This window comes from Bradyrhizobium genosp. SA-4 str. CB756, assembly GCF_000473125.1.
Taxonomy (GTDB): domain Bacteria; phylum Pseudomonadota; class Alphaproteobacteria; order Rhizobiales; family Xanthobacteraceae; genus Bradyrhizobium; species Bradyrhizobium arachidis.
Genome location: NZ_KI421499.1, coordinates 3,853,929 through 3,868,796, shown reverse-complemented (window position 1 = coordinate 3,868,796; position 14,868 = coordinate 3,853,929). Strand labels below are relative to the sequence as shown.

The 14,868-nt window shown below is 64.5% G+C and carries 13 protein-coding genes; 7 read left to right on the top strand and 6 right to left on the bottom strand.

The window, feature by feature from the left end; genetic code table 11:
* Nucleotides 1–208: 208 nt before the first annotated feature.
* Complete coding sequence (locus BRAGE_RS54650; RefSeq protein ID WP_322596979.1) at nucleotides 209–559, top strand: hypothetical protein; 351 nt, start codon at nucleotides 209–211, stop codon at nucleotides 557–559.
* A gap of 24 nt (nucleotides 560–583) precedes the next feature.
* Here the strand turns inward: BRAGE_RS54650 and BRAGE_RS0119125 are convergent, their stop codons facing one another.
* Nucleotides 584–2,059, bottom strand: coding sequence for an FAD-binding oxidoreductase (locus BRAGE_RS0119125; RefSeq protein ID WP_027557419.1), 1,476 nt, complete (start codon nucleotides 2,057–2,059; stop codon nucleotides 584–586).
* A 270-nt stretch (nucleotides 2,060–2,329) separates the two neighbouring features.
* Between BRAGE_RS0119125 and BRAGE_RS0119120 the strand changes: the two genes are divergently transcribed.
* Nucleotides 2,330–3,784, top strand: a complete 1,455-nt coding sequence (locus BRAGE_RS0119120) for a type II and III secretion system protein family protein (RefSeq protein WP_027557420.1) — start codon at nucleotides 2,330–2,332, stop codon at nucleotides 3,782–3,784.
* A gap of 119 nt (nucleotides 3,785–3,903) precedes the next feature.
* The gene (locus BRAGE_RS0119115; protein ID WP_027557421.1) at nucleotides 3,904–4,398 is read left to right on the top strand and encodes a hypothetical protein; all 495 of its coding nucleotides are present in this window, start codon (nucleotides 3,904–3,906) and stop codon (nucleotides 4,396–4,398) included.
* Between the two features lie 313 nt (nucleotides 4,399–4,711).
* On the opposite strand, the gene BRAGE_RS0119110 is transcribed toward BRAGE_RS0119115, so the two are convergent.
* Both BRAGE_RS0119110 and BRAGE_RS0119105 read right to left on the bottom strand, forming a co-directional pair.
* Entirely contained in the window at nucleotides 4,712–6,085 is a 1,374-nt protein-coding gene (locus BRAGE_RS0119110) for an aldehyde dehydrogenase family protein (RefSeq protein WP_027557422.1), read from the bottom strand.
* Between the two features lie 141 nt (nucleotides 6,086–6,226).
* Nucleotides 6,227–7,189, bottom strand: coding sequence for a LysR family transcriptional regulator (locus tag BRAGE_RS0119105; protein WP_027557423.1), 963 nt, complete (start codon nucleotides 7,187–7,189; stop codon nucleotides 6,227–6,229).
* A 124-nt stretch (nucleotides 7,190–7,313) separates the two neighbouring features.
* Here BRAGE_RS0119105 and BRAGE_RS0119100 point away from each other — a divergent pair, with 124 nt between their 5' ends.
* Genes BRAGE_RS0119100 through BRAGE_RS48875 form a run of 3 tightly spaced genes read left to right on the top strand, consistent with a single transcriptional unit; the run spans nucleotide 7,314 to nucleotide 10,528 of the window.
* Entirely contained in the window at nucleotides 7,314–8,273 is a 960-nt protein-coding gene (locus BRAGE_RS0119100; RefSeq protein ID WP_027557424.1) for a hydroxymethylglutaryl-CoA lyase, read from the top strand.
* The gene (locus BRAGE_RS0119095) at nucleotides 8,270–9,484 is read left to right on the top strand and encodes a CaiB/BaiF CoA transferase family protein (RefSeq protein WP_027557425.1); all 1,215 of its coding nucleotides are present in this window, start codon (nucleotides 8,270–8,272) and stop codon (nucleotides 9,482–9,484) included. Before BRAGE_RS0119100 ends, BRAGE_RS0119095 begins: the two co-directional genes overlap by 4 nt.
* A gap of 48 nt (nucleotides 9,485–9,532) precedes the next feature.
* On the top strand, nucleotides 9,533–10,528 hold the full coding sequence (locus BRAGE_RS48875) for a Bug family tripartite tricarboxylate transporter substrate binding protein (protein ID WP_051377941.1): 996 nt from the start codon (nucleotides 9,533–9,535) through the stop codon (nucleotides 10,526–10,528).
* A 649-nt stretch (nucleotides 10,529–11,177) separates the two neighbouring features.
* Here BRAGE_RS48875 and BRAGE_RS0119075 read toward each other — a convergent pair.
* The 3 genes from BRAGE_RS0119075 to BRAGE_RS0119065 all read right to left on the bottom strand — a co-directional run bounded on the left by BRAGE_RS0119075 (nucleotide 11,178) and on the right by BRAGE_RS0119065 (nucleotide 13,777).
* A complete protein-coding gene (locus BRAGE_RS0119075; protein ID WP_018319867.1) occupies nucleotides 11,178–11,453 on the bottom strand; it encodes a DUF3303 domain-containing protein in 276 nt (91 codons plus the stop codon).
* A gap of 233 nt (nucleotides 11,454–11,686) precedes the next feature.
* Nucleotides 11,687–12,112: a YybH family protein gene (locus BRAGE_RS0119070; RefSeq protein WP_231164346.1), complete on the bottom strand. Its 426-nt coding sequence runs from the start codon at nucleotides 12,110–12,112 to the stop codon at nucleotides 11,687–11,689.
* Between the two features lie 489 nt (nucleotides 12,113–12,601).
* Entirely contained in the window at nucleotides 12,602–13,777 is a 1,176-nt protein-coding gene (locus BRAGE_RS0119065) for a patatin-like phospholipase family protein (protein WP_027557428.1), read from the bottom strand.
* A 230-nt stretch (nucleotides 13,778–14,007) separates the two neighbouring features.
* On the opposite strand from BRAGE_RS0119065, the gene BRAGE_RS0119055 reads away from it, so the two are divergent.
* Nucleotides 14,008–14,787, top strand: coding sequence for an acetoacetate decarboxylase (locus tag BRAGE_RS0119055; protein WP_027557429.1), 780 nt, complete (start codon nucleotides 14,008–14,010; stop codon nucleotides 14,785–14,787).
* Nucleotides 14,788–14,868: the final 81 nt, after the last annotated feature.

Below are 14,868 nucleotides of genomic sequence, written 5' to 3'. Positions count from 1 at the left end.
CCCTCCAACTCAGAGTCCTGCAATGATCAAACAAGTTGTTTCTGCGTTCATCATCGTTATCGTCACTTCCGCGGCCTCGGAAGCGCGGCCTTATCGCGCTCTCCAGGCGTCTGAATGCAACGTCACCATGCCCTGCGACTTCTCGTATTCGCAAACCCGCCGCGAGCGGGCACCCAGGCATTCGTTGCAAGCCTATCGCTCAACCCAAATGACATTGACCGATGCAGGCAACACCGCCACCACGATCGTCGCGTCCGGCGAGCGCATCGTCGGCGGCCGACCGGCCGGCTGCCCCTCATCGTTCTGCGGCTGCGGCGCGTCGCTACGCGTGTTCGGTCGTGTCGTGCCGGAACTGAATCTCGCCTCGAACTGGCTGCGCTTCCCGCGCACGGCGCCGGCGCCGGGGATGGTCGCGGCGAGGCGCGGGCATGTCTTCGTCCTGGAGCAGCACCTCGGAGGCGACATGTGGATGGCGTATGACGCCAATTCCGGCGGGCACACCACGCGCATGCACGCACGCTCCTTGCGGGGCTACACCATCGTCAACCCGCGCGGCTGAGACAATGGCGGGTGCCCGGCGTCATCACAGCCGGAGCACCTTGCCGGGATTCATGATGTTCTGCGGATCGAGCGCGCGCTTGATGGTGCGCATTATGTCGAGCTCGGTCTTCGAGCGGTAGTGGCTGAGCTCGTCGAGCTTGTCGACGCCGATGCCGTGCTCCGCCGAGATCGAGCCGCCCATCGAGGTGATGAGGTCGTTCACTGCCCGCGTGATCGCGGCCGTGTATTGGTTCAGCGTCTGCTGATCCATGCCCTTGGGTCCCATGAACGAGAAATGCAGATTGCCGTCGCCGATGTGCCCGAGCGGGTAGGGGCGAATGCTCGGAAGAATGTCGAGCACGGCCTTGAGCCCCTTGTCGATGAAATCAGGAATTTTGGAGATCGCCACCGAGACGTCGTAGCTGAGCCCCGGACCTTCGGCCCGCGAGGCCTCGGCGACGCTCTCGCGGATGCGCCACATGTTGCGGGACTGACCGACCGTGCTTGCGATCGCCGCGTCGCGCACGCGGCCGGCCTCGAGCTGATCGGCGAGGAACTGCTCCAGCTTCTCGGACATGCCGTCAGCGCCGTCCTGGCGCGGGCGCGACGACGACCATTCGAGCAGGAGGTACCATGGGGTCTCCGCCTTCAGCGGGTCCTGCGTGCCGGGAATATGGCGCAGCACCATGTCGATGGCGCTGCGGCTCATCAGCTCGCAGGAGCCGACATTGTCCTCGGACGCCGCATGCGCGTCTGACAGGATCTCCAATGCCGCGCGCGGATCGCGGATCGCCAGCCATGCCGTGCAGACGTCCTTCGGCGCCGGCCACAGCTTGAGCACGGCCTTGGTGATGATGCCGAGCGTGCCTTCGGCGCCCATGAAGAGGTGTTTCAAGTCGTAGCCGGTGTTGTCCTTCTTGAGCGCGCGCAGTCCGTCCCAGACGTCGCCATTAGCCAGGACGACCTCGAGGCCCAGCACGAGATTGCGGGCATTGCCATAGCGCAGCACCTGCACGCCGCCGGCATTGGTCGAGAGGTTACCGCCGATCATGCACGAGCCCTGTGCGCCGAGGCTGAGCGGCAGGAACCTGTCGTGCTGGCTGGCGGTCTCCTGAAGCGTCTGGAGCACGCAGCCGGCCTCCACCGTCATCGCATAACCGACGGGATCGACCTCCAGCACGCGGTTCATGCGGCCGAGCGACAGCACGATGCCGGTGTGCGCGGGCCAGGGCGTGGCTCCGCCCATCAGGCCGGTGTTGCCGCCCTGCGGCACGATGGCGACGCCGTGCTCATGGCACAGCCGCACCACTTGCGAGACTTCCGCGGTGCTGCCGGGACGCACGACCGCGCCGGCACCGCCGACCAGCAGGCCGCGCCAGTCCGTCACGAAAGGCTGCTTGCCGTGGTCATCCTCGATCAGGCCCTTGTCGCCCACGATCGCGCGCAGCGCATCGCGCATTTCGGCGGTCAAGGGGGCGGTGGGGATGGCGGGTATGGAGGACGGGAAGGCAGCCGGCATCTTGTTTCCTCTGGCGCATCTTGGTGTGCACTGCGCGCGCGAAGCGCTTTCGGCCATTGTCCACGTTTGGGGCGGGCGAGTCTAACGGCATTCGGGCTGGATTTAGGCATCTTTTTCCGGCGTGTATCGCCGTCCTCAATTTTGTTTCCGTTGTTTTGGACGCGCCTGAACGCCTGGCCCGCTTCGTTCAAGCCGCATCGACCGCCATGGGCGCCCTTGCCGACCGTGAGGGCCCCGTGGCGTCTTTCAGGAGACACGACGTTGAGGACAATGGTTACGTTTGGCGCCAGGCCATCGCCGCGTGTTTCCCGGCACCGGCTTTCGGCACTGCTTGTCCTGGCCGCCGCTTGCTGCGGACTGTCGTCTGCGGCCGGGGCGGCAGACGACCGACCGCCGAGGCGAGGAGAGGCGGCCGGCCAGCTAGATGCGAAGTTCATGTCCCTTGGCGTCGGAAAGTCTTTCGTGATCGATCTTTCGCGCGATACGAAGGATGTGCTGGTCGCCGACCCCAAGATCGCCAACGTCGTGCTGCGATCGGCGCAGCGCGCCTACATCATCGGCGCGGCTGTCGGGCAGACGAACGTGGTGTTCTTCGATGCGGCCGGCCAGCCGATCGTTGCCTATGACATTGCCGTCAAGCGCGACCTGAACGGTGTCCGCGCCGCGCTGAAGCAGGCGCTTCCGGCGGCCTACATCCAGATCGACGGCGTCGGCGATGGGGTCATCTTGACCGGCATCGCCGCGACGCCCCTCGAAGCCCAGCAGGCCAACGACATCGCCGCGCGCCTCACGGGCGGGGCTGACAAGGTCGTCAACTCGATTACGGTCCGGGGGCGCGACCAGGTGATGCTGAAGGTGACGGTTGCCGAGGTCTCGCGCGAGATCGTGAAGCAGCTTGGCGTCGATCTCAGCACGAGCCTCAGTTCGGGCACGTCGGTCGTCAGCCTGACGAACGCCAATCCCTTCACGGCCTATGGCAAGAACCTTGTCGACGGCAACAACGTGTCGCTGTCCGCCGGCGGAACGACGGCCACGCTGAGGGCGATGGAGAAGGCGGGCGTCGTGCGCACCCTGGCGGAGCCGACCCTGACGGCGATCTCGGGAGAGGCCGCGACCTTCATCTCCGGCGGCGAGTTTCCCGTTCCCGCAGGCTATTCCTGCGACCCCACCACCCATGTCTGCACCACGCAAATCAGCTTCAAGAAATTCGGCATGTCGTTGAGCTTCACGCCGGTGGTGCTGGCGGAAGGCCGCATCAGCCTGCATTTGACCACCGAAGTGTCGGACCTCTCCAACGAGAATTCGATAACCCTGTCCCAGGCCGTGAGCGATACGACCACCAACTCCCTGACCGTCCCGTCGATCAAGACGCGCCGGGCCGAGAGCACGCTGGAGATTCCCTCCGGCGGGAGCATGGCCATCGCGGGCCTCATTCAGGACCAGACGAAGCGCGCCGTGAATGGCTTGCCCGGTCTCATGCAGGTGCCGCTGCTCGGCGCGCTGTTCCGCAGCCAGGACTTCGTCAACAATCAGACCGAGCTCGTCGTTCTCGTGACGCCTTACCTCGTCCGCGCCGTGAGCCCGAGAGAGCTGTCGCGGCCGGACGACGGCTTCGTCGCCGCGAGCGACCCGCAAGCCAATCTGATCGGCAACATCAGTCGCATCTACGGCCGAACGGGGCCGGCGGGAGGCCACCACGGCGATATCGGCTTCATCACCGATTGACGCACCTTGCCCGGCAACGTTTCAGGCAATCTCCGCAACATTTCTAAATATCTTCGTCAACATCCTGCGGTCATCGGGGCCTAGGACGCGGGCGGACTTTATGGATCAGGATTGGCAGAATGTTTTTCAAGTTTTCGGCGGCGCGCATCGGCATTGGCGCCGCCTGCCTCGCGCTCGCCGGCATCGGCCCGTTACGCGCAGAGCCGGTGTTCGATAGCCTCGCCGGCGCGTGGTCGGGCATCGGCACGATGAAGCCGTCGGATGGCCCGCGTGAGAAGGTCCGCTGCAAGGTCGCCTACAACGTCACGAAGCCGGGCCGGTCGTTGACGCTTGACCTGCGCTGCGCCAGCGATGCGTACAAGATGGTTCTGTCCGCGAACATCGAACAGAGCGGGACGGAGCTGTCCGGAAACTGGTTCGAGAGCGAATACCGGCAGGGCGGCAAGGTCTACGGCACCAACAAGGACGGCCTGATCGAGGCGCGTATCGAGGGCAACACCGTGGCCGCGCTGGTGACGATCCAGACCAAGAGCAATCATCAGTCCTTCCTGATGGAGGCGCCGGGCTCCTGGATGTCGGAGGTCGCAATCGAATTGAACAAGGAGGCCAGGTGATTTCGAAGTGATTTCGATCGCTCGGCCTCGATCGCTGCTCATGCGCAACAATTCTCCATACGCAGCAATCCTTCTCCGCTTGGCGAAGCGGCACGGCGGCCGTTATCGTTCGCCTCAGGCCCTGGAATTTCCCCAAGTTCTCGCGCCTGAGGACCGTCGCCTCGAACCCGGTCGTTGACACTCCCCGAGCACCTGGCGGCGGTCCTCTCTCCAGTCGCGGTGTCCTTCCGGTTTGTAACAGCTGATTGCTGAACAGGTCGCGGCCACACACCGGCGGAGGACAGAGCCGGTCGTCCGCGCTGGTGACGAGCGTTCACTTGAACACGATCATCTTCTCCGCGGTCATCTCGTGCATCGTGTAGGGGATGCCGCCGACACCGTGTCCGGAGACGCGGCGGCCGGCGAAAGGCATCCAGTCGGTGCGGAACGCCGTATGGTCGTTGATCATCACCGCCGCCGCGTCGAGGCGCTCTGCCGCATCCAGGGCTGTGGCGAGATCGCGCGTGAAGATGGCGGACTGGAACGAGACGGGCAGCGAGTTGGCCTCGGCGATCGCGTCGTCGATGTGATCGAACGGGTAGATGCAGGTCACCGGCCCGAACACTTCGAGCGTCGAGACCTTCGCATTGCGGGGCGGTGAAACGAGGATCGAGGGCTTGAGCGTCGTCTCGCTCAACCGTCCGCCGCCGATCTGGCGCGTCCCGGCCGAGGTTGCCTCGGCGATCCAGCTTTCGACACGCGCGACCTCGTTTGGCGTGATCAGCGGCCCGACTTCGGTCTCGGCAAGCGTTGGATCCCCCACCTTCAGGGCCTCGACCCGCGCCGCCATCCTGTCGATGAATTCCTTCTGAAGCGCAGAATGGACGTAGATGCGCTGGACCGACACGCAGACCTGGCCGGCGTGGTAATATCCGCCCTTGACGACCGGCTCGATGATCTTCTCGAGATCGGCGCTGCGGTCGATGATGAGGGGAGCGACGCCGCCGTGCTCCAGCGCGCAGCGCGCGCCGGGAGTGATGACCGATCGCAGGTGCCAGCCGACACGCGCCGAGCCGATGAAGCTGAGGAAGGCGACGCGCGGGTCGGTCGCAAATTTTTCCGGAAGGCTGTGATCTTCCGGGAGGAAGGTCTGAACCCAGCCTTCCGGCATGCCCGCCTTGTGAATGAGCTTCACCAGTTCCACGCAGCACAGCGGCGTCGTGCCCGCCGGCTTGACGATCACCGGGCAGCCGGTCGCGATCGCCGGGGCGAGCTGGTGAACGATCAGGTTGAGCGGATGGTTGAAGGCCGAAATCGCCGCGACGATGCCAATCGGCTCCTTGATGGTCCATGCCCGCCGGGCCTCGCTCGCGGGCGTCAGGCCCATGGGGATCTCGACCCCGGCGCGGGTGCGCAGAAAGTCGGCCGCCGAGCGGATGCCGTCGATCGCCCGATCCGTCTCGATCAATGCATCCGTCAGCGGCTTGCCGCCTTCGCGCGCGATCAGAAGGCCGAAATCCTGCCGCTTCTCGGCAACGAGATCGGCGAGCTTGTGGAGGATGGCGATCCGCTGATGCGGTTTCAGCCAGGCCTTTCGGTCCGCGAGCAGCCTTCGCGCAGTCTCGTACTTCGCTTCCAGCGCTGCGGCGCCGTCGCTGGCGAGCTCGGCGATCTCTTTTCGGTCGAAGGCCTGTACGACTTTGAGCATTCTCGTCTCCATGGCGTGTTGTGTTCTTGGCGTGGCGCTGGAGCCTCGTGGCGCGCCCATAGTTTAGCTCGGTGCCGCGGCCGGTCGCCATGTCGCGCATTGGCAGAGAGAGCATCAGTCGTGCGATTTCGCAATCAAGGATCAGGCCGCAGCACCACGCCGTCGCTTTTGCCGCTCGCTCCTCTTTGCTGGCCATCGCCGTTCGTCGACGGCCGTGCGGACGACCTCCGTCACGGTCTTGCGGACCTCGAGGAAGGCCTTGGTCTGCGGCCGGTCCGCGAGAGCCACGAGTCCAAGCGAACGCGAGAGGGGCGGATCGACGATGCGGCGCGCGTGATATTTCTCCGCCGCGATGTCCGCAAGGACAGTTGCGCGGGACAGGATCGCGCATCCGAGGCCGGCTTCGAGCGCCATGCGCAGCGCCGACAGCGAATCGACCTCGAGTGTTTCGCTCGGGATAATCTGGTTGCGCAGCACCTGGGTCTGGATGATGGCGCGTGATGCCGGAATCGGCGTCAACCCGAGCACGCTCCCCTGCGGAATGGCGGAGAAGGCGATCGGCGCGGAGGATCGGCCGATCAGGCTCGGATGCCCGACGAGGTAGAGGTCTTCCTCGTGCAGCCACGTCACGTCGAGGCGGGCATCCCGCGGCGGATTGTACGCCAGCGCGAGATCGACTGTGCCGGAGAGGACGCGCTCGATCAGCGCCGGTGACAGCGCTTCGACGACGCTCAGATGCACGCCGGGGGAGTGCTTGCGGACCGCCTTCATGAGATCGAGGGCGACCATCGAGATCGCGGTGTGGCTGAGGCCGAGGCTCACGGGTCCGGTCGCCGCCTCGTTGAAGCTCCGCACGTCCTCCTCGGCCTTGCCGAGGCTCGCAAGCACCGCGCTGCCATGTTCGTAGAGACGGCGGCCGGCCGCGGTCAGGGCGACGCCGCGTGGCCGCCGTTCCAGCAGCTTCACGCCGAGATCGGCTTCGAGCGCCGCAACGTGATGGCTGAGCGCGGACTGCGCGATGTTGAGGGTCTCGGCCGCCCGCGACAGCACGCCGGCGTCGGCGATCGCGATGAAATATCTGATCTGCCGCAATCCGAGCGCCATCGCACGTCTTCCTATCGATCTAATAATCAGAACACGATGATCTTCATATTATATTTGTCAGATGTCGCGCCTCCCGGCAAGCTCCGGCCAGAACCCACAAGAACGGCTCCGGGAGCGTCGCGGCATGGATCTGCCGAACAGGATCGTCATCACCGAGGAGGGGCCGCGCGAGGGCTTTCAGATCGAGCCGGGGCCGATCGCGACCGCGGACAAGATCGCCTTGATCGACGCGCTCTCGGCGACCGGTCTTTCGCGCATTCAGGTTGCCTCCTTCGTCAATCCCAAGCACGTGCCGGGCTGGGCCGACGCCGAGGCGGTGGTGGCGGGATTCAGCCCGCGTGCAGACGTCGCATACTCGGCGCTCTGGTTCAACGACAGCGGTCTGCAGCGCGCCTTGGCGTTCAAGGAAAAGCTCACGCTTGCAGGCTTCATCTCGCTGAGCGCCTCCGAGCCGTTCGCACGTCGCAATCTCAATCGTGATCGCGCCGGGCAGATCGAGGCGATGCGAAACTATGTGCGCGCACACCGGCAGGCGGGCGTACCGATTGCCAAGATCATCATCATGGCCGCGTTCGGCTGCAATTTTGGCGGGGACGTGCCGGCTGCCAAGGTGGTCGAGACGGTGTCCGACGGTCTCGCCATCGCGCGCGAGGCCGGCATCGAGGTGCGCGAGGTGTCGCTTGCGGATTCGATGGGCTGGGCCACCCCACGACGGGTCGCCGCGGCCGTCGGCGCCGTACGCGACCGCTGGGATAACTTACGGATCGCCTTGCATCTGCACGATACCCGCGGCCAGGGCATCGCCTGCGCCTATGAGGGGCTGCGGCTTGGCGTCACTGCGTTCGATGCCGCGGTGGCGGGGCTCGGCGGCTGTCCGTTCGCCGGCCAGCCGGGGGCGCCCGGCAACATTGCCACCGAAGAGCTGGCGCTGCTGTGCGAGGAAATGGGCATCGCGACCGGTCTCGACATCGAGGCGCTGATCGAGGCGGGACGTCTTGCCGAGCGGATCGTCGGGCACCGGCTGCCAAGCGCCGCGCTACGATCGGGCACGCTCGCAGCGTTGCGGCGGAGGGCGAGCGCATGACCTCCGCAAAGCCGCTCGCCGGACTGAAGGTGCTGGATTTCGGCCACACCATCATGGGGCCGTGCGCGGGCGTCCTGTTTGCCGATCTCGGCGCCGACGTCGTGAAGATCGAGCCCGTCGATGGCGACCCGACCCGCCGGTTGCCGGGCTTCGCCGCCGGCTTCTTCGCAACCTACAACCGCAACAAGCGCTCGATCTCGATCGATCTGAAGCGCGAGGAGGGGCAGGCGATCGTGCATCGGCTGGTCAGGGATGCCGATGTTGTGCTGGAGAATTTCGGACCCGGGACGATCGAGCGGCTGAAGTGCAGCTGGGACGATCTGCGCAAGGTCAACCCGCGGCTCGTGTACCTGTCGATGAAGGGCTTCCTGAAAGGCCCTTACGAAAATCGCGGCGCGCTCGACGAAGTCGTGCAGATGCAATCCGGCCTTGCCTATATGACGGGCCCGCCCGGCCGGCCGCTGCGCGCGGGCGCGCCCGTGATCGACATCCTCGGCGGCGTCTTCGGCGTCGTGGCGGCCTTGTCGGCGCTGCGCGAACGCGACCTCACCGGCATGGGCCAGAAGGTCTCGAGCTCGCTGTTCGAGAGCGCGACCTTCATGCTCGGCGCGCTCGTCGTCGGCAGCGCCGTGATCGGCGGCCCGATGCCGCCAATGCCGGCCCGCAAGAATGCCTGGGGCGTGTACGACGTCTTCACGGCCTCGGATGGCGGCCAGGTCTTCATCGGATGCACCTCCGACGGGCACTGGCAACGCTTCTGCGACGCGTTCGGCTTCGGCGATTGGCGCGACGATCCGAGGCTCCTCGGCAACGCCAATCGATGCGAAGCGCGCGAATGGATGCTGCCCGAGCTGGAGCGGCGGATTACGCGACTGCCCCTCGAGGAGATTCTCGCCAAATGCGAAACGGCCCGCGTGGCGTATTCGCGGGTGGGACGGCCGGATGAGCTGTCGGTCGATCCGCATCTCTTGGCCAATGGCGGACTGCTGGCAACGGCGATCGCCGGATTTGGCGGCGGGCCGCTGGTTGGAATTCCGGCGCTGCCCGTCGAGTTCGGCGACGCGCGCGACCGGCCGAGCCTCGAACGCCAGCCGCCTCGCGTCGGCGAACACGCTGACGAGATCCTCGGCGCGGCCGGATATTCGGCGCCCGAGATCGCCGATCTCCGCGCCGCCGGCATATTGGGCGTGTCCGCGAACATGCCTGCATAAAAAGAAGAGTGGCTGAGCCACCATCTGCAAACAGGGAGGGAAGGGATCATGATGTCCCGTACGCTGCTTCAACGGAAGGCGCGTATTCCGGCAAGCGCGATCGCGCTGCTTGGGCTGGTTGCGATGGTTGAGCCCGCAAGGGCACAAGCCTATCCCGCGCGGACGATCACGATGCTGGTCGGCTATTCCGCGGGCGGACAGGCTGATGCGCTTGCACGGATCATCGGCAAGCAGCTCGGCGACACCTTCAAGATCTCCGTCGTCATCGAGAACAAGACCGGTGCCAACGGCATGATCGCCGCGCAGGCGGCGGCGCGAGCGGAGCCGGATGGATACACGGTGCTGATGGTGACGGATGCGATGCTCACCATCGATCCGCACCTCGCCACCAGCAACCATTTTGATCTTTCGAAAGCGATGGAGCCGGTCGTCAGCGTCGCCTGGTCACCACTGTTGCTGGCTGCGGCGAAGGATGTGCCGGCCAATTCCGTCGCCGAGCTCGTCGCTTTCGGCAAGCAGAAGCCGCAAGCGCTGAGCTTTGGCAGCGCCGGCGCTTCGACGCCGCATCGCCTCGCCGGTGAGATGCTGCAGAAATCCGGCGGCTTCACCATGACCCACATTCCCTACAAGGGAACGGCGGCCTCCGTGAGCGACCTCCTGGCCGGGCAGATACCGCTGATCTTCGGCGCACCGACGGCCGTGGAGCCGCTGGCAACCGCTGGCCAGATCAAGCTGCTTGGTGTCACGTCGGAGCAGCGCTATCCGTCGTTGCCGGACGTGCCGGCCATCAGCGAGACCTATCCCGGCTTCAAGATCATCAGCTATATCGGGCTGATGCTGCCGAAGCAGACGCCCGCGCCGGTGATCGCGGCTCTGAACAAGGAGATCAACGCGATCCTTGCGACCGAGACGATGCGCACCTGGCTCGACAAGCAGGGCATGGTCGCCATGGGTGGCACCCAGGATGACTTCAAGCGCCAGATCGACATCGACTACAAGGCGCGGGGCGAGCTTGTCCGCGCGCTTGGCATCACAGGCGAGTAGGGCACGCCGCGAACGCTGTTCGAGAAGATCTGGCAATCCCATACGGCGAGGACCTATGGGGACGCGGGACCTGCTGACGCTGGACCGCGTCTTTCTCCACGACATGACCGCGCTGCCGGCGTTCGAAGCGCTGCGCGAGCGCAATCTCGCCGTGGCCGCGTGAAGCGGGCGACATTTGTCATCGCGGGAATGAGGTACCTCGAAGGAGGTAGGCTGAATTCCCTCTTGAAGTGCTTGACCGGACGATCCTTGCATTGCGGATGGGTGAAATCGATCCGATACGCGATCGCCATACGCGTCACAAGCACCCGAAGCACGTTGACGAGGATGACGGGATACGCGTCTTTCGTGGCCTGCTCATTGGCGGGGCGGTGAGCCTGCTGCTCTGGTTATGCATCGCAGTTACATTCACAATGATCGTCAAGGGTCATCTATTTCACCGAGGGGAGCGAACGAGCATCCCTAAGTGAGTGGCGACGGGCAGCGACGAACGCCCGGGACTTGCAGCCGGTTGCGAAGGAACGCGCTATCCATCGGCACACAATAAGCCCGGTCATGATGTCCTGAGACGTCGTCACTGGCGAGCATGTCACTACCGCCGGTTTCGGCGGCGGCAGCGACGTGTGTATCGATGATCAACGCTTGATGGTCACCGTTTGGGGAGCGACGCCATCACCTCGCCCGCGTCTCCGTCCTCGAGGCAAGGGGTAACGGTCAATGGGAGCAGGTCAGACCATTGCGCGAGCCAACGATACATGGCTTTTGGATCACTCGATTCAGAGATCGCAAATCCCTGTCCATTCATGCCATGCCAACGACCCAGCATCTTGACGCCCTCGGGTGGCGCGCCTCCGGTCTCCAGAAAGCGGGCGACGGCTGCATTGAAGGTGCCTTGGGGTACGCTCCAGGTGGTTATGAATTTCATGCGATTCTCCCATCACTAGAATTATCGGATGAATGTCGCGGCTGTGCCGCATACGCACGATAGCGCCGGCGTCTCGAATGACAACGGCGAAAGAATAGGTGCGCCGGTTTTGATCCAACGCGCCATCCCCGGGCACGGCCGCGATCCTTCCGGCGCACGGCAATCGCAGTCGAACATTCGCAGTAGGTTGTCATGCCTTGCGGCGCAGAGCGGACCTGCAAAGCGTAAGACGACTATTTGCCATCGTTCCAGATGTCGGTGGCGAGCTTCCAGTCGTCTCCGACTTTCTCCCACACAACGACATATTTGCCGGTGATTTCCTGCGGTGCCGATCCCTTTGTCTTCAGGACGAACGTGCCGATCTCGCGTGCCGCGGAAGGCCCAAGCGGTTTGACATCCACCGTTGTGAGCTTCGGATCGGTCGCTTGTTCTGCCATGCCTTTCCACATGGCCTCGATGGCTGTTCGGCCCTGCACCATCGCGGAGCCGGGCGGGAATGCGATCGCGTCGGCGGTGTAGAGGGACGCAATCCCGGCAAAATCGCCCTTGTTGAACAGTTCGATCCATTTCGCATTGTTCGCATCAATCTCGGCCTTCTGGGCCAAAGCCGGCGCGCTCAACGAGATCACGATTGTCATCACTGACGCTATGTTGCGCATGATCATCTCCAGACCCAATGTACGATGCGGCTGCAGGGCAGCCGTCTGTCTCGAAGTGGATGCGTTGAATGACGCATCCCAGACCGGGGCAGGCGCAACGGCAATTCCGGGGAATTACCGTCAGCACCATTGACGAAGCTGCACAGTGGAGATTGCCGGCGGTCGCGACCGGCGCAGTGCGTGAGGGTCGCAGTGAGTTTGAGGCCCGAGGTTTCGCTGACGTGCCGCTAGGACCTAGCGCAGCTTACCGATCTTTGGTGCATGAGCCCGGTGTTTGCGCGTCGCGCGATGATACGCCGCGACGTGTCCGTTGAAGCCTGGACAGAGGCGTCCCGCACAGTCCTGCGATGGTGCCATTATGCCGGTGTGTTGCCCGACGTGTCAAATCCGCTTGCGGGACGGGCACGTCATTGATCCGCCATGCCCCGGGCTACTGTGCATGGGGTTGTTTTCGAATTTTTGTTTGGAGCGCCTCGAGCGAGGCGCTCTTCACGCGCTCTCCGTCTCCCGGTGCACGTCGTGCACCACGAGGCCCATGCCTTCCTCGGGCATCTTGATCCAGTCGCGGCGCTTCAGGGTGCGCTTGGTGTCCTCGTAGCCAGAGGTCCAGTGCTCGCGCATCGAGGTGCCCGAGAACTCGTGGTCCTTGGCGTCGCCCTCATAGGCCTTCTGCTGGTAGATCAGATGCAGGATCGCGATCTCCGGCATGTTGCGCAGGCTCGCCTTGAGCTGGCGGTCCTCGTCGGACAGCTGCTCGTCCGGGATCTTCGCCAGGGCCTTGTAGAGCAGGACCTTGAGATTGTGGGTGCGGCGGTAGACGTCGGTGTTGTGGCGCGTGCGCGAGGAATACATGATGTCCTTGTGGCGGGCCATCACGTCCTGGATCGAGCGCGGCAGCACGCCGCGGGCGCTGAACAGGTCGACCTGGAACACCAGCGAGTTGAGCGCGTCCTCCTGGTCGAGCAGATGCTGCAGCGGCGTATTGGAGACGATGCCGCCATCCCAGAAATGATCGGTGCCGATCCGCACCATCGGCAGCGCCGGGGGCAGGGCGCCGGAGGCCATGATGTGCTCCGGCTCAATCTCGTCATGGGCGTTGTCGAAATAGATGAAGTTGCCGGAGAGCACGTTGACCGCGCCGACCGCGAAGCGGACCTTCTTCTCGTTGATGAGGTCGAAGTCGACGAGCTCGAGCAGGCTCTCCTTCAGCGGCATCGTGTCGTAATAGCTGGTCGCGGTCCTGGCGCCGACCGGGCTGAACCAGGGATTGATCTGGTGCGGGGTGAAGAAGCCGGGTTGGCCCATCGCCGACGTCATCCAGGCGCTGTAGAGATTGCGCCATTGGCGGAAGACGTCGCCGTCAGGCGTGTAGTGCCAGATCTTGCGGTTGGTGATGCGCTCCCAGAAGATGCGCAGCGCCTCCAGCCGCTTCTCCGGCTTGTTGCCGGCGATGATGGCGGAATTGATCGCACCGATCGAAACGCCGCACACCCAGTCGGGCTCGATGCCGGCCTCGTGCAGCGCCTGGTAGACGCCGGCCTGGTAGGCACCGAGTGCGCCGCCGCCTTGCAGCACCAGCGCGACGCGGTCGCAGCGCTCGGGCCGCCAGCCGCGCGAAGGGGGCTGGTGGGTCGAATGTGTCGGTTGCGACGTACGGGCGTCCATGGGCGATGCCTCCTGCCTATTCCAAACGATTGCGTCCGGTGGTGACGACCTGATGACAATTGCGGCGCCGATGCATCGTCCGCATGCATGCTGGCCGCAGCGGGAATGGCGGCAGGTCGCGCGGCTGACGGAAATCCTTCACATCGCAGTCAATGACGGCGGCTAGCAATTTGCATAATATCCGCGAACCGGCGCGCGGACGTCACAGAGGCATCACACAGGAGATCAAGATGCGCAGGGAAGACGTGCTGAGACTTCCGTCGATGCCGGCTGCGGGACCGAGCTATCCGGCCGGTCCGTACCGCTTCGTCAACCGCGAATTCCTGGTCATCACCTACGAAACCGATCCGGACCTGATCCGCGCCGGCCTGCCTGAGCCGCTGGAGCCGATCGACCAGTCGATCGTGCATTACGAATGGATCAAGATGCCGGACTCCTCCGGCTTCGGCAGCTACACTGAATCCGGCCTCGTCATTCCCGCGCGCCTCAACGGCGAGGAGGTCAACTTCGTCTCGCAGATGTATCTGGACGATGATCCGCCGATCGCCGCCGGCCGCGAGATCTGGGGCTTTCCAAAGAAGTACGCCCATCCGAAACTCGAGATCGTCAAGGACACGCTGACGGGCACGCTGGAATACGCCGGCCAGCTCGTCGCCATGGGCACCATGGGCTACAAGCACGAGAGCATGGCCGGCAACGGCGATCTCACCCGCGCCACGCTGTCGAAGACGCAAGTTAATCTGAAGATGATCCCCGGCGTCGACGGCCGGCTCGAGGTCTGCCAGCTCGTTGCGATCAACCTGATCGACATCGTGCCGAAGGGCTCGTGGATGGGGCCGGGCCGGCTGCATCTGGTGCCGCATGTCAATGCGCCGGTTGCCGACTTCCCGGTTCGCCGTTGCCTCGGCGCGCACCATTACATCGCCGACCTGACGCTGCCGTTCGGCCGCGTCGTCCACGACTACGTCAAGGAAGCCGAAGCCGCCGCGACGGGGCTGGCCGCCGAGTAGGGCGGCTCGCCATCATCAAACTGTAACAAAGCCGTAATTGAGTACCCCGCGTGGGTCCGGAAGATGCCGTCAGCCATCTTC

Excerpts from the sequence above, each read along its gene's own strand:
- BRAGE_RS54650 (WP_322596979.1), top strand. The coding sequence starts at position 209 with ATGACATTGACCGATGCAGGCAACACCGCCACCACGATCGTCGCGTCC.
- BRAGE_RS0119125 (WP_027557419.1), bottom strand. The coding sequence starts at position 2,059 with ATGCCGGCTGCCTTCCCGTCCTCCATACCCGCCATCCCCACCGCCCCC.
- BRAGE_RS0119120 (WP_027557420.1), top strand. The coding sequence starts at position 2,330 with ATGGTTACGTTTGGCGCCAGGCCATCGCCGCGTGTTTCCCGGCACCGG.
- BRAGE_RS0119095 (WP_027557425.1), top strand. The coding sequence starts at position 8,270 with ATGACCTCCGCAAAGCCGCTCGCCGGACTGAAGGTGCTGGATTTCGGC.
- BRAGE_RS0119110 (WP_027557422.1), bottom strand. The coding sequence starts at position 6,085 with ATGCTCAAAGTCGTACAGGCCTTCGACCGAAAAGAGATCGCCGAGCTC.
- BRAGE_RS48875 (WP_051377941.1), top strand. The coding sequence starts at position 9,533 with ATGATGTCCCGTACGCTGCTTCAACGGAAGGCGCGTATTCCGGCAAGC.
- BRAGE_RS0119100 (WP_027557424.1), top strand. The coding sequence starts at position 7,314 with ATGGATCTGCCGAACAGGATCGTCATCACCGAGGAGGGGCCGCGCGAG.
- BRAGE_RS0119105 (WP_027557423.1), bottom strand. The coding sequence starts at position 7,189 with ATGGCGCTCGGATTGCGGCAGATCAGATATTTCATCGCGATCGCCGAC.
- BRAGE_RS0119115 (WP_027557421.1), top strand. The coding sequence starts at position 3,904 with ATGTTTTTCAAGTTTTCGGCGGCGCGCATCGGCATTGGCGCCGCCTGC.
- BRAGE_RS0119055 (WP_027557429.1), top strand. The coding sequence starts at position 14,008 with ATGCGCAGGGAAGACGTGCTGAGACTTCCGTCGATGCCGGCTGCGGGA.
- BRAGE_RS0119070 (WP_231164346.1), bottom strand. The coding sequence starts at position 12,112 with ATGCGCAACATAGCGTCAGTGATGACAATCGTGATCTCGTTGAGCGCG.
- BRAGE_RS0119075 (WP_018319867.1), bottom strand. The coding sequence starts at position 11,453 with ATGAAATTCATAACCACCTGGAGCGTACCCCAAGGCACCTTCAATGCA.
- BRAGE_RS0119065 (WP_027557428.1), bottom strand. The coding sequence starts at position 13,777 with ATGGACGCCCGTACGTCGCAACCGACACATTCGACCCACCAGCCCCCT.